This is a genomic window from Xenococcus sp. PCC 7305, assembly GCF_000332055.1.
In the GTDB taxonomy this organism is placed as follows: domain Bacteria; phylum Cyanobacteriota; class Cyanobacteriia; order Cyanobacteriales; family Xenococcaceae; genus Xenococcus.
This window is the reverse complement of the sequence record NZ_ALVZ01000081.1, coordinates 1-14283: the sequence shown is the minus strand read 5'-3', so window position 1 is coordinate 14283 and position 14283 is coordinate 1. Positions and strand designations below refer to the sequence as shown.

Here is a 14283-nt window from a genome sequence, read left to right as displayed (position 1 = left end):
GTAATGGGTAATGAGTAATGGGTAATGAGTAATAAGTAATGACCTATGGGCTTTTTGCTCTTGGTTGGTGGATAATTTATTTGCACCCACGTCCACTAGTTAGCTCACAACTGAAACCTCTTTTTCCTCATCCTTCATCCTTTATCCTTCATCCTTCATCCCTCATCCCTCATCCCTCATCCCTTAACTAAGATATTCCGAGGCAACAATCATCGAGCCGATACCTTCGTCGGTAAGGATTTCTAAAAGTAAGGCATGGGGAATCCGACCATCTAGAATATGTGCGGCTCCGACTCCTTGGGCAAGCGATCGCACGCAGCAGTTTACTTTGGGGATCATACCCCCTGCCACGATGCCATCTTCAATTAATTTTCTTGACTTGGTAATATCTAGTTTTGTCAATAATGTCGAAGGATCATGGTAGTCCTCCAAAATACCAGGGGTATCCGTTAGTAATATCAGTTTTTCTGCATTTAACGCAGCAGCGATTTCTCCTGCGACAGTATCTGCGTTGATATTATAGGCTTGGCCATTCTCATCTGCTGCCACACTAGAGATTACAGGGACATAACCATTATCGACCAAAGATTTAATTAACTCGGGATTGACATTAGTAACCTCTCCCACAAAGCCAATTCCTTCCTTGCCAACAGGACGAGCTTGGATTAAGTTGCCATCTTTTCCGCAAAGCCCTACAGCTTTGGCTCCAGCTTGATTGATCAAAGAGACTAATTCTTTGTTGACTCTTCCCACCAATACCATTTCCACCACATCCATCGTATCGGCATCGGTTACTCGCAAACCATCTTTAAATTTAGCTTCAATCCCCAATTTATTGAGCCAAATATTAATTTCGGGCCCTCCACCATGAACCACGATAGGACGAACACCAACACAAGAAAGAAAGACAATATCGCGAATTACTCCTGCTTTTAGCCTGCCATCTTTCATTGCCGCACCACCGTATTTAATCACGATAGTACGGTTGGCAAATGCCTGAATATAGGGTAGAGCCTCACTGAGAACTCGAACGCGAGTGGCTTCTTCTTCTTTAAAATATTCTTGTTCGTTGGTCATTAATTTTTAATTTTTAGTTATTTGGGGACAAAAGCTTGCTAGGAATTTTATCGATAATCTCCGATGCCACTTGTTTTGGGGTTTTAATGCGATCGCTGACAATTCTTAAATCAGCCTGAGCATAGAGAGAACTACGTTTCTCCAGCAGTGATTGTAGTTTGCCAGCGAGGGGCCGATTGGTATCTTTTGCTACTCTTTCTAATAAGACATCGAGATCTGCATCTAGCCAAACAATTAAACCTTGACGGAGAAAACTCCAATTGACAGTTTTCTGAATCATCCCGCCTCCTGTGGCGATCACGCTGTGATTATAGGCTGATACTTCATGCAAAACTTTAGTTTCCAAATCCCTAAAATAAGCTTCGCCTTCAGTGGCAAAGATTTCGGGAATAGTTTTCTGGGCAACTTTTTCGATCAAAACGTCCGTATCGAAAAATCGATAATTAAGCTTTTGTGCCAAGATTTTCCCGATGGTGCTTTTTCCTGAACCCATCATCCCAATCAAATAAACATTGACTCCTTTGAGCAGGGTACTAGGTTTATTTGTCGGCAGCGAGTCGCTTTGGTGATCACTCAAAGTCTAACTTCCTCTTTTCAAAGGGTGTAATTCTCTTAATTCATATAAACTTAATTTATATTGAGACCCAAAAGCAAATCAAAATATAATTCATGGTCAATTCTCCAGAAAAACCCAACTCACCTCCAAAAGATACTCAGATTTCTCCTGAAAAATATGCTCGTCTGAGGGCAGAAGCGAAAGCGCCCTATAAGGGTTTGAGGAAGGTTTTGTATTTGGTTTGTGGCGCTTCGGGTTTGATTGGGGCCTTGATTTTTTTACTTCAGATTGCAGCCGGAACCGGCACTTCGCAAAATTTACCGAATTTGGCCATACAAATAGCTGTTGTCGGAATTGCGATCGCCTTATGGCGCTGGGATAAGTGAGCATTACCCATTACCCATTCAGTTTTCCGAATTTTTTCCATTGACTTGGGGGTGGAGAGAGAAATTCATGTAGACCAGGATCTCCTTGTTCTGCCGAGGTGATTACAATATCAAAAGATAAAGAGATTCTCATTTCCCCTGTTTCATTGGCCTCGACTCCATGGCGTTGTTGCGAGGGAAAGATTAACACCCTGCCTTCTGTGGGTGCATAGTAGCCTTCTTCGTAGTTAAAAGGATTTCTTTTCTTGATGGCATTGGTATGTTCGTCTCCGATCCCTGCGATAATTTCGTTAAAATTGGCATCGTTGTAAATGGTAAAAGCTCCAGATTTATGAGTGCCATTTTCGGGAACAGATACATAATACACAGCACTTACATGGGCATTGTGATGGGCATGGGGCGGAACTTCTTGATCTTCTCGGGAAACGACTGGCCAAGCTCGTTGAATATATAAATCTATTTTGCTCAGATCGATTCCCAATTCTTCAAGATAAGCGAGAGTGTGGGCTTCAATTTGTCCGACAATCCAAGAAAATCGCGGATCTTCTTGAATGCGTCCCACGCCATGAAAATCTCCAGTCCAGGCAGTTTCCGAATCCACCCTTCTTTTATGGCCCTTTTTTTCAAGTTTCAAGATAGCTGAGACAAGAGACTCTTTTTGGGCGGCTGCATCTTCAACATCTGCATAATAGACAGCAAGGGGAAACCAAGGTTCAATAGGCATTTTTATAATGATTGATATATTGTTAATTTACTGAAAAATGATCGTAATCTGAGATTACCCAAATCAAGACTTATAGATTTCTGTTGAATCAGAATTTAAATAGAAATGTTCGAGATCAACTTTTGACTGGGATAAATAATCAAGAATGTAATCCCATTTATCTGTTCCAAGTAGACTATTTTCTTGCCATAGTTCCACTAAGGCTTTGGCGATAAGGCCACAATGATGCTGACCGATATTCTCTCGCGGAAAATTTGGCGACCGAGGTTTTTCTGCAAAGCCTAAACCAGCTGCGAGGGGTTGGCAAAAGAAAGGAATTGTTGAATTAAAATAGACCTGATTTTCCTGATAGATAGTTTTGACGATGGGATAGACGAGCTCGAAATCACAAGTCTTAAAATCTAAAACCGTGGCATCAAGGTCATCAAAATCTGATTCGTCATAGGCAATCTTAAAATCAAAGGGAATTTTTGCAGTATTGAGTTTTTGAGTAAGATGATCCAACAAGATGATGGCTCCCTCAGGCGCAACATTGAAATATAGCTGCGCAACGAGAAACTTCTGGGGAGAATCAGTAGCCTTAGTCGAGCCAGCATTCCCCACTGCAATATAGAATCCATGATCTACCAAATTTGATGGCATTTGAATCGATACTAATTCTCCTGGATGCAATGTTTCCGGAGGTGTATTAAGGTGCTTTTCGGGGTTAATATACAGGGTCAAGTCATTTTTAGTTACTTGCCAATAATCCGCTTCTTGTCCGACTACTAGCCAATCAGTATCCCTGTACCCTTTGCCGTGATTGTGCTGTGTAAGTTGTTGATAAAATTTTGTTCGAGACCATTTCTTGACATAGTTAGCCATTTCTTCGCGATCGCTAGTATCATCTGACTCCTCATCATCAACAGTTTCCCCTGTTAAACCTTCCGCTCCTTGAAGGTCATCACAACTACAAATATCGTAGAGATATTGCTGTAATTTCACTGCGAGGTAGCGATCTCGATCTACTAAGGAAAGTTGTTGTAAATAATCTTGAAGATGTTCGGCAATTGCTAAAGGTTCATAATCTCGATAACTAATCGTGAGATCGGGTGCAATATTGATGTTTTCGATAATATCTTGCAATTTCTGTTTAAAACTACAATTATGGGTTGTTGATTCTGGTTGATCAGAAGATTCAATCACTGAAATCATGATTTTTTAGATGAAGGCAGAGGGCAGAGGGCAGAGGGCAGCGGTGCGACCCCGCGCCTTTGTAAGGCGCTAGGGAACGCGCACCAAGAGAGAGGGCAGAAGGGTTTAAACGAGGCTTAAATCTTGGGGATAAAAATGATTAATCAGCTCTTTTTCACTATTGCCAAAAATTGTCTTAATGCTTTTTTCTGGGTAGCAAAGCAGATTCTTGGCAACTTGGAGCTTGCATAATGACTCATTATCAAAAGGATGATGATATTCAACGTAATAGCTCAAACGATCTATAATGCCAATTCCGGCAAATTGAACCACTCTTTTGACAAAATCTTGGCGATCGTTAATTATCTTGGGAAAGGTCTTTAGATAACCTTGGAGTAATGCTTCGAGGCTGGGTGTAATGCTTTCTAGAGGGCAAGTCGCTAAACTTAGGGTGGTGTTGAGATCGAGATTGCGATCGGCAACGAGACTGTTTAACCATTCTGCTAAATACTCAGCAACTAGCATTCCCATATCTGCAGCTGGATCTCCCCAATGGAAAAATTCCCAATCAATTATTTTTACCTGTTCTGGTTTTATTGGACGGTTGTGGGAGTTGAGATTGAGCTGAGTATCAATGATAAAGTTATCCAGAGTCAGATCATTATGGGTCAGACAGGCAGGCTGTATGTGCTCATAAAGTTCAACCACTGCTTGATTAAGACTAGGAAAACGCTGATACAGCTTATAAAAATCCAATCCGTCAGGACAAACTTTGCCAAAAATACTGGGTGTTGGGCGATTTAATCTTTGAATAAAACCAGGCAATCTTGTGATCGCATCGAATCTTAAATATGGGCTCAAAAATTCGCGATGTTCTTGCTTTTGATAGGTCGCACGGTGAATTTGAGCTAGATTAGCCCCAATGGTTTGGGCTATTCCTGGGTCATAGCTATTTTGAACTTCATAATAGTCATCAAGGGAAATGTATTCGTCATTGAATACTGATACTAGAATCGAATTTGGTTGATCAAACAGCAGCACTTGGGACATTAAAGGTTGAATTGAAGCTAATTCACTGAAGTTATTAATAAGTTTTTGAACTAACCATTCTGTGACTAGATGCCCTGAGGTATTTCCTTCCCTATCGACACGATTTTGCTTCACTAAAAAGCTCTGGCGATCGCTTGAATGAACGACTAGATTATAATTCTTGCTCTCTTTACAGATTATCGGAGCAGCGAGTTGAAAATCCCCAGGAGCAACATTGTGCTGTATCAAAAAATTTACTATATTCTCAGTACTTAAAATCAATCCCATAACTAATTATTTTTTATTGAACGCACTAGGGCATGTGATTAATTCAACAGATAAAAACATGCCCCAGGCTGTTTCAGACCACTTACGCTACTAAGTTTTGTTTAGTGGTAATAGTAGCGATATCCTTTGCCACCTTTACCCTTGCCTTTACCTTTACCCTTGCCTTTGCCTTTACCTTTACCTTTGCCTTTACCTTTACCCTTGCCTTTACCTTTACCCTTGCCTTTGCCTTTACCTTTGCCTTTGCCTTTACGACCTTTGCCGCCGCCACCAGAAATGGTCAACTCTTCCTCAGAAAGAACGCGAAGACTACCCATAATGCTCTCGGAACCAGATAACAGATCTGAGCCTAGAGGATTTAAGTCGTTAATATCAATTGTCATGAATTTTACCTACTCTTAAATATTCTGTAATCTTCTGATTACATGTTTCATTATTTCTAGTGGAAATGATCTGTCTAGGTCAATGCAAAGGCTTTTATTAATCAGACATAAATCAATCTAGTAAAAAAAATATGTCTCTCATCGGGTTATCAGAATATGGAAGCGGCCAAGGTCTTAATCCTCTACTATTGCTGGGCTTTGACCGCTTACCTCAAGAAATTTCTTTTGTTAAATGCTGCCAGGCTTAATTTCTTGCTGATTCTTCAGAGGGAAACATTTTTTAGAAATTTTGAGGCAAAAATCATTGACAATCAACGCCTTAGAAACATTTTTGACATATTTTTATTTCTAAACTGTATCCTCTCACCCAAAAGCTCAATTCCTGTTTACTATTAGTTTTATGCATAAATTATGAACTGAATACCCAACCACAAATATCAATCTAAAATCCCTGTAAGTGTTTAATTCCAATTGTTATGTAGCTCTTTGCAAAATTAAAGACATAATTTCCTACTTTATGTCTTAGTCAAACTTAATCAAATACCAAAACTTATCCCTAAAATCGACGAGAAAGTTGGGATGTTTAACCCCCATGAACGAACAAGATCGCTATTTAGTGGAGTTGCTAAATAAATTACTTCCCACAAAATTACCCTCAGATATCACCCCAGAAGCATTTCGCCGTCTAGAAATTATTCTGCGAACTCAATTGGGTCAGTCCCAAAGCGCAATTTGTCGTGCCGTAGGTTGTTCCAAAGAAACTGCTCGCTATTGGATGAGTGTTGCGAAAACTGACGCTATAAGTAGTTGGTCGGAAAATCGAGTTGGCAGACCCAGAGTAGTTAATGATTTATACCTGGAAAGTTTGCGGGAATTAGTTTCCCATAGTCCCCAAAAGTACGGTTATAGCTTTAAACGCTGGACGGCAGGTTGGTTGAGCAAGCATTTAGCTAAAGAGTTGGGCATCGAAATCAGCGATCGCCATGTGAATAGATTACTAAAGCAAATGGGACTTTCGACCCGTGGCGATTCTAGTTCTCAAAACAAAAAAAACCCAAACAGACCGACAATTACAATCGAAGACATTAATCCTGCTTTGTTATCTCAGTCTCGACCTCAATCCCAATCAGATGATGAGTCATGGTAACCCTTTCACAGACAATTATTCAACATCTTAATGCTGCCTGGGAAACTAGTATTTCTGCCAGTCAATTAGAATCTTGCTCGCAAAAACCGGAGATAATTCAGCCATCTCCAGGAGAACTTTTTTGGCAGAGCAAAGATGGGGAGATTGGCATCTATCTAATTTTGCAAGGGAAAGTCAGACTCTTAGACAATGGTGATAATTTGGTAGCTTCGCTAAATCAAGGGAAGATGTTTGGTCAAATAACTTTGTTTTCCCAAGGGGAGTTCCAGGCTTATACAGTCCGAGCCTCTTTGGATTTACAGGTGGTTTATTTAGATCAGAAGACTATTGCTTCTTTGATTAAAATTGCCCCTCAAGTAAGAGATATTTTATATCGCCAGACTATCGAATTAGATTTGTTATTGCTCCATCAGCAACATAATAACGGCAACATCAGTCCTCGACAGAGTTTATTGCCTATGTTGCCGCAACTGCAACAGCATCATTTGCAACCAGGCGATCGATTGCCAATAGAAAATCAACAACTGTGGTTGTTAAGAAAGGGCGCAATTTTACATTCTTCTGGGAATAAATTAACTCCAGGTTATATTTACTATCTGAGAAATTTTCCTCCAGATGGCAGCTGGAAAATTATGCAAGCTACAGAACTTTATTCATTACCCGCAGAAGCAAATTTCCAGGAAAATCTTACCGTAGCTCAAAGCTTAAATTATCCAAACCCAAAAAAGTTAGTTATCTCCGATAAACTTGATGCTGTTGCCAATCTAGTTTCGAGAAAACAGAAAAATTCTCGACAGGCGGATGAGTCCCCTCAACTATATTTTCCCAGTCCGAGAGTAAAAATTAACCATTGGTGGCAACAATGGACGAGACGTTATCCTTTCTATCAGCAGCATAGTGCTTCTGATTGTGGCGTTGCTTGTCTGATAATGGTCGGCCAATATTGGGGCAAACATTTTGGTCTGAATGAGTTACGTAATATCGCTAATGTCGATCGCTCTGGAGCATCGATTAAGGGCTTAATTTCCGCAGCGGAATATTTGGGGTTTGCCCCTCGCCCGGTAAAAGCAGACTTACCTGGGTTAGCGAAACAGGAACTGCCTGCCATTGTGCACTGGGAAGGCAATCATTACATAGTAGTTTATAAAATAACTCGCGATCGCGTGATTGTTGCCGATCCTGATATTGGTAGGCGAATGTTAACCCGTCAGGAATTTGTGACAGGTTGGTCTGGCTATACTCTTCTGTTGCAACCAACGGCGAAATTCGCCCAAACACCAGAAGCCAAACAAAATCTTGGCAAATATATCGCACTGCTCAAGCCCTATTGGTTAGTCTTATCAGAAATTTTTATCGCCTCCTTAGCTATTCAGGTAATAGGTTTATTTTCTCCTATATTCACTCAAGTATTATTAGACAAGGTAGTCGTCCAACAGAGTGTTTCTACCCTAATTGCGATCGGCAGTGGCTTATTAATCTTTAGTTTATTTCGAATTGCAATTTCCAATCTAAGGCGCTATTTGCTCTACCATACAGCCAATAAATTAGACTTGTCCTTGATTGTCGGGTTTATTAGCCACACCTTCCAACTTCCTCTGAGCTATTTTGAAACTCGATATGTGGGAGATATTACCTCTCGCATCAGCGAAAATCGCAAAGTTAGGAGTTTCATTACAGGGGATGCCATCACCACATTATTGGATATCTTAAGTGTCTTTATCTATATCATTTTGATGTTTTGGTATAGTTGGCAACTATCTCTAATGGCTTTAGTTGTCATACCTATTTTCGCTATTACAACAGTTTTCACCACTCCTTTTTTGCTCAAGATTTCCCGTGAAAGTTTTACCGCCAGGACAAAACAAAAAAGTTATCTCATTGAAGCTCTCACAGGAATTGGCACTATTAAATCTATGGGAGTGGAAAGATCTGTCCGTTGGCGGTGGGAAGATTTGATTAACAAATCGATCAAAATTAATTTTTCGGGCAAATTGATTCGGCAAAGGATTAATATCTGTACCGATGTCATTGATACAACCCTAGATACTGCTTTACTAGTGTTTGGGATTTGGCAGGTAATTAACAACCAACTCACTATTGGGCAATTAATTGCTTTCAATATGCTAGTAGATCGGGTGATTAGTCCCTTTAAAAGGCTGATCTCTTTGTGGAATGATTTCCAAGAGATTCGCATTGCCATGGAGAGATTAGATGATGTCGTGAACTCGCCACCCGAAACTAATTTAACCAACGCCAATTTGGTTACTTTACCTACCCTCCAAGGGCATATTCGTTTTGATAATGTCAGTTTTCGGTATAACTTAGAAAGTCCCAATAACACCATCGAAAACCTCAGTTTTGAAATTCATCCTGGGCAAACTGTCGCGTTGGTTGGACGTAGTGGCTCGGGAAAAACCACGATCGCCAAATTGATGTTGGGTCTTTATACTCCCACTCAAGGAAAGATCTTTGTCGATAACTATGACTTGAATAATATTCATTTGCACTCACTACGAAAGCAAACAGGAGTAGTCGATCAAGATACTTTTTTGTTTGGAGGTACAATTCAGGAAAACTTGACGATCGCCCATCCCAATGCCAGTTTCAGTCAAATTCAGCAAGCTGTTAAATTAGCAGGAGCCAAGGATTTTATTGCCAACTTTCCCCTTAGATATGAAACTCAAATCGGAGAAGGCGGAGGTTTACTTTCGGGAGGACAAAGACAAAGGTTGGCGATCGCCAGAGCATTATTAGGCAAACCTCGTTTACTTATTTTCGACGAAGCCACCAGCAATTTAGACGCCGAGTCAGAAAGAATTATTCAACATAATCTCAACACTATTCTCAAGAATCAATCCACGCTAATTATTGCCCATCGTCTTTCCACGGTTCGCAATGCCGACCTAATTTTGGTTATGGATAATGGTCTATTGGTCGAAAGTGGCACGCATCAAGAGTTGATGGATAAAAAAGGTCAATATTATTACCTGAATCAACAACAATTGACTGGGGTTTAGGTGTTAGGTCTTAGGTGTTAGGTGTTAGGAAAAAGATGAAAAAAATTGATAATTACGAAGTAATTCTAGAAAAGGAAAAAGATCAAGAAATTCGGATTGTGATCGCAGATGATCAAAATTTTGTGAGGCGTTTGCTTGAAACTATTTTAAAGTCCGATAAAAACTTTAAGATTGTGGGAGTTGCCGATAATGGCAAAACAGCGATTTCCCAAGTAGAGCTCTTAAAGCCAGATATTATCTTAATCGATTTAGAAATGCCGGAAATGGATGGGATAACTGCCACAGAAATTATCGTCAAGCGTTTTCCTGAATGCAAAGTATTAATGTTGAGTTCCCATGAAGATAGTGAATCTTTGCAAAATTCTCTGCGTGCTGGGGCCAAAGGTTATTTGCTCAAAAATAGTGCTGCCCAAGAACTGACTAATGCGGTTTATTCTATATCTAGGGGTTACACCCAATTAAGTCCTGGATTGATAGAAAAAGTTCTAACTCCAGAAGTAGAGATTGTTCCTAGCACCAAACAAGAAGAGGAAATTCAATTAGTCGAAGAAGATTGGTCAGCTGCGACTAGAGAAACTATTGAAACTTTACCTCGAATTTCCCTGAGAGCAATTCTCTATTTATTTCTCATAATTGTCACAATAGCTGTTCCCTGGACAATATTTGCCAAAGTAGATCAAATTGCCACAGCAGAAGGGAGGCTAGAACCTAAAGGGAAAACAATTTCTTTGGATGCTCCTGTCAGCGGAACGGTCATTTCGATTGATGTTGCCGAAGGAGAACAAGTTGTTCCGGGGCAAACCTTAATTCAACTTGAATCAGAGTTAGTAAATTCCCAATTACAACAGCAGCAACAAAAATTAGTAGCTCAGCAAAATCAAATCGCGGGCTTAAATTTACTGAAAAATCAACAATTACTGGCACTAAATACTCAACAACAAGAAAGTAAAGCTCAAGAATTGGTCAGACAATCTTTGATTGACCAAGCACAGCAGAATCTGGATGCACTCCAAGCTAGCTACAATATTCAAATAGCAGAAAAATATGCCCAACTAGAACAGGCTAAAGAGGCAATCAATACCAGAAAGTCTGCCCGAAAATTGGCTCAGATTCGTAAGGATACAGCTCAGGAAAAAATAGCTCGTTATCAAGAAGCTTTTCAGCAAGGAATAATTGCCAAGGAACGTCTGTTAGAAGCCCAGCAGCAAGAGAGAGAAGCTCAAGAAACAATGATTCAAACTGCCTCAGAAATTGCCCAAGCAGAAGCTCGTTATCGGGAACAACAAAACAGTTATGGGAAATTAAAACAACAAATTAATTCTCAAATAGAACAGGCTCAACTGCGTTTGGAAGAACAACAAAGAAGTTATAAATCTTTAGGGCAAAGTAATAATTTAGCAATTTTAAAAAGTCAAGAAGCAATCAAAAATACGGAATCGCAAATCCTAGTCAATCAAGGCAATATTGCAGCAAGCAATAGCTTAATCCAATCATTGGAATTTCAATTACAGCAACGAACGATCAGTTCTCCTGTGACCGGCACTGTCTTTAAATTACCCATCCAGAAACCGGGTGCGGTAGTTCAAGCTAGTCAGATGCTGGCACAGATTGCGCCGCGAGATGCGCCTTTAATTATTAGAGGCCAAATGATCAGTAGAGAGACTGGTCTGATTACTACAGGGTTGCCAGTGAAACTAAAATTTGATGCCTATCCCTTTCAGGATTATGGGGTGATACCTGGTCGTCTAACTTGGATTTCTCCAGATTCTAGAACTGTTACTCAAACTACAACTGAGGCACAAAAGCAGAGCAATTTCTATGAAATAGAAGTGGAATTGGAGCGCAATTATGTTCAGTCAAGAAATCGCCAAATTTTCTTGACTCCAGGCCAAACAGCCACAGTAGAAGTTGTCATAAAGCAACGTCGTTTAATCGATGTATTTTTAGAACCCTTTAGAAGTTTACAAAAAGGAGGACTGCAACTTTGAAATTGAAAATTTATTTTTTTCCCTGTTCCCTGTTCCCTGTTCCCTGTTCCCTATTCCCCTAATTTTTATAAAATATGAATATTACCAATGACGATATACTTAAACAACTAAAATTATCGCGTCGTTTTTCGACAATAAAGAGAGAAATTATTACTCAGCAAATTGTCACTAAAAAGGTGCAAGAAGAGAAGATAATTATTGATGATCGCGAGTCGCAAGAGGCAGCAGATCATTTTCGGATTGCACATAACCTCTTAACTGCCACTGACACGATGCAATGGCTTGAAGAGCATAATTTAAATTTAGATGATTTTGAGACCATTATTTATCAAGATTTACTTGCGGATAAACTAGCAAAATTTCTTTTTGAGAGTCAGGTAGAAAATTACTTTTACGAACATCAAATTGATTATCAACAAGCGATTATTTACGAAATTGTTTTAGATGATTTTGATTTGGCAATAGAACTTTTCTTTGGTATTCAAGAGGGTGAATTGAGCTTTTGGGATCTGGCTCATAAATATATTCGCGATCGCGAATTACGTCGTTGTGGAGGATATAAAGGAATATTAAAACGTAGTGAACTCAAACCAGAAATCTCCGCGGCCGTGTTTGCGGCCAAACCACCGCAAATTCTCAAACCAATAAATATTGATAAACAAACTTATTTAGTTTTTGTCGAAGAGATTATTCAACCAGAACTAGATGACAAGCTGCGAGAGACAATTATTCAAGATCTTTACGAACAATGGTTACAGCAACAATTAAACAGCTACTTAAAATAATTTTGTAAGATTAACCTAAAACCTAAAACCCAATACCCAAAACCTTTTCCCCAATAGAGTGCAAGAAATTGCCATATCCAACATATAAAGAATAAGTTCTTTATCAGGCAATAATTGACATTCTTAAACCATGCAATTAACTTATCGTGGCGTTAGTTATCAACCCAATCCTACGGCAGAAAAAACTTCCAAAATTGGCTGTGTCCAAAAGTATCGTTTGTCTGAAGATTGCGATGCTAATAAAGTAGCTTGGATAAGACCCATAACTTATTATGTCTATCGTGGAGTTAGTTACACAAAATGCCCTCTGGTCAACGCAAAAACTCAACTTTTACAATAGTCCCAACTAGATCGTCTACACTATAGAGTAATATAAATAATCTTAAGAATCTTAGTTTGTAGCTAACCAATGGCGCGCAGAAACCGATATAACGATAGTCGTGATCGTCAATATTCCAACCCCCCCCAATCCGGCAAGGGCACATCTTTGGGGGTGAAAAATCCAATCGATGTAGCAAAGGCAGCTATTTTGGCGAGCGTATTTGTTATTGGGATTGTTGTGGGAATTTCTCTTAATTTCAGCACCAATTCCAATTTGGATCGTATTGATTCTAGTCTCGAAATCGATCAAAGTGCTCCCAACCCTGAACTTTGTCAGAGTTTTGGCGCCAGCGCGATCGTTCAGGATGTCAGATTATTTATTACCCTCAATCCTTTTAATGTTTTTGTTACCCAACCAGTCATGCAACCAGGCTGTGTGCTGCGTCAAAACAACTGGTCTTTGTTGGAAAAACAGAATTTAGTTAGCAATGAACAAGTTAGAGATTGTAAGCGAAGAATGAACACTTTTGGTTACACAGGAGTACTAGAAGGTTCGCCAAAAATTAGTTGTATTTATCAGAACGACTCGGCTAGCAATTTATTCCTGAATCGTCCTGGAAGTTCGGGCAACAGAATCGAGTCAGATAGTTTTTAGATGCTGCTTTCTATCTACAATAAGCTTAATGATTTTTAAGATTGCTACTTAATTTTGTTGCTTAATAATTTTGCTCGCTTTCTTCATAGGGTTCCCCTTCAAAGGGCTGTACTCCTGTTTCTGGGTAATTATCATCGCTAGGTTGAAAAATTTTGGCAACTCCAGTGAAGAGATATTTAAAGGTGTCTTTTAGTCCTTGAATAATCTTCATATTCTTACCTCTTTTATTTGATTGTTTAGCAAAAGAGTCTCAGTAAGCCTTGAGTTTCGGGTGAATGTCTAAGAGCCCTTTACTATCCGCTACTTCAGACTAGGTAAAAATATTGAAGAACTTGTGAGGAAATTAGTACATATTTTCTTTATTTTTATGAGGATAAGCTTTTAGTTTCAGGTTCTATGAATATGCGAGATTTCTCAATAGCGCGATCTCTAAACCTGTAACGACTTACAGTTGTTGAGGAAGAAGCTAAACTTGCCAATTGTGGGTAGAGGCAAATTCTCGAAAATCATTAAGCTGTTTTGACACTATTTTATTTCTCCATCTCAAACCTATATTACGAACCAGATTAAAATCATCAATAGGAAGATAGATCAGCAATTCCAAATTCAAAAATTAAGAAGTATTTGCAGGGATGAAAGGTTCTGGTTCCGCATCGCCGAGCATAAAGTCGAGGAGATGGTGCCAACTTCGGAATAGTAGATACTTGGACAAAGAGAGGATATCTTGAAAAAAGCCTTTACGAGTGCCTCTTTG

General features: G+C 39.5%; 14 protein-coding genes. 7 read left to right on the top strand and 7 right to left on the bottom strand.

Annotation, left to right across the window (positions count from 1 at the left end):
- Positions 1–183: 183 nt before the first annotated feature.
- Both argB and XEN7305_RS02880 read right to left on the bottom strand, forming a co-directional pair.
- The gene (argB, locus tag XEN7305_RS02885; RefSeq protein ID WP_006507833.1) at positions 184–1077 is read right to left on the bottom strand and encodes an acetylglutamate kinase; all 894 of its coding nucleotides are present in this window, start codon (positions 1075–1077) and stop codon (positions 184–186) included.
- A gap of 13 nt (positions 1078–1090) precedes the next feature.
- On the bottom strand, positions 1091–1654 hold the full coding sequence (locus XEN7305_RS02880; protein ID WP_006507832.1) for a shikimate kinase: 564 nt from the start codon (positions 1652–1654) through the stop codon (positions 1091–1093).
- Between the two features lie 92 nt (positions 1655–1746).
- On the opposite strand from XEN7305_RS02880, the gene XEN7305_RS02875 reads away from it, so the two are divergent.
- Complete coding sequence (locus tag XEN7305_RS02875; RefSeq protein WP_006507831.1) at positions 1747–2019, top strand: DUF3493 domain-containing protein; 273 nt, start codon at positions 1747–1749, stop codon at positions 2017–2019.
- A gap of 10 nt (positions 2020–2029) precedes the next feature.
- Here XEN7305_RS02875 and XEN7305_RS02870 read toward each other — a convergent pair whose 3' ends face one another.
- The 4 genes from XEN7305_RS02870 to XEN7305_RS28505 all read right to left on the bottom strand — a co-directional run bounded on the left by XEN7305_RS02870 (position 2030) and on the right by XEN7305_RS28505 (position 5616).
- Positions 2030–2743, bottom strand: a complete 714-nt coding sequence (locus XEN7305_RS02870) for a TIGR02466 family protein (protein ID WP_006507830.1) — start codon at positions 2741–2743, stop codon at positions 2030–2032.
- 63 nt (positions 2744–2806) lie between these two features.
- The gene (locus tag XEN7305_RS02865) at positions 2807–3937 is read right to left on the bottom strand and encodes a T3SS effector HopA1 family protein (RefSeq protein ID WP_006507829.1); all 1131 of its coding nucleotides are present in this window, start codon (positions 3935–3937) and stop codon (positions 2807–2809) included.
- A 105-nt stretch (positions 3938–4042) separates the two neighbouring features.
- Positions 4043–5194 carry a phosphotransferase gene (locus XEN7305_RS02860; RefSeq protein ID WP_158500374.1) on the bottom strand — a complete coding sequence of 384 codons (1152 nt, stop codon included), beginning with the start codon at positions 5192–5194 and terminating at the stop codon, positions 4043–4045.
- A 140-nt stretch (positions 5195–5334) separates the two neighbouring features.
- Positions 5335–5616, bottom strand: coding sequence for a hypothetical protein (locus XEN7305_RS28505; RefSeq protein WP_006507827.1), 282 nt, complete (start codon positions 5614–5616; stop codon positions 5335–5337).
- A gap of 592 nt (positions 5617–6208) precedes the next feature.
- Here XEN7305_RS28505 and XEN7305_RS02845 point away from each other — a divergent pair.
- The 6 genes from XEN7305_RS02845 (at position 6209) to XEN7305_RS02820 (ending at position 13529) form a co-directional block, all read left to right on the top strand.
- Entirely contained in the window at positions 6209–6763 is a 555-nt protein-coding gene (locus XEN7305_RS02845) for a helix-turn-helix domain-containing protein (RefSeq protein ID WP_006507826.1), read from the top strand.
- Positions 6757–9780 carry a peptidase domain-containing ABC transporter gene (locus XEN7305_RS02840; RefSeq protein ID WP_006507825.1) on the top strand — a complete coding sequence of 1008 codons (3024 nt, stop codon included), beginning with the start codon at positions 6757–6759 and terminating at the stop codon, positions 9778–9780. Before XEN7305_RS02845 ends, XEN7305_RS02840 begins: the two co-directional genes overlap by 7 nt.
- Positions 9781–9815: 35 nt before the next feature.
- Positions 9816–11768: a response regulator gene (locus XEN7305_RS02835; RefSeq protein ID WP_006507824.1), complete on the top strand. Its 1953-nt coding sequence runs from the start codon at positions 9816–9818 to the stop codon at positions 11766–11768.
- Positions 11769–11842: 74 nt separating this feature from the next.
- Positions 11843–12553, top strand: a complete 711-nt coding sequence (locus XEN7305_RS02830) for a peptidylprolyl isomerase (RefSeq protein ID WP_006507823.1) — start codon at positions 11843–11845, stop codon at positions 12551–12553.
- Positions 12554–12683: 130 nt separating this feature from the next.
- The gene (locus XEN7305_RS02825) at positions 12684–12893 is read left to right on the top strand and encodes a DUF4278 domain-containing protein (protein ID WP_006507822.1); all 210 of its coding nucleotides are present in this window, start codon (positions 12684–12686) and stop codon (positions 12891–12893) included.
- A 69-nt stretch (positions 12894–12962) separates the two neighbouring features.
- Positions 12963–13529 carry a DUF3172 domain-containing protein gene (locus XEN7305_RS02820; RefSeq protein WP_006507821.1) on the top strand — a complete coding sequence of 189 codons (567 nt, stop codon included), beginning with the start codon at positions 12963–12965 and terminating at the stop codon, positions 13527–13529.
- A gap of 61 nt (positions 13530–13590) precedes the next feature.
- Here XEN7305_RS02820 and XEN7305_RS02815 read toward each other — a convergent pair whose 3' ends face one another.
- Complete coding sequence (locus tag XEN7305_RS02815) at positions 13591–13740, bottom strand: hypothetical protein (RefSeq protein ID WP_006507820.1); 150 nt, start codon at positions 13738–13740, stop codon at positions 13591–13593.
- Positions 13741–14283: the final 543 nt, after the last annotated feature.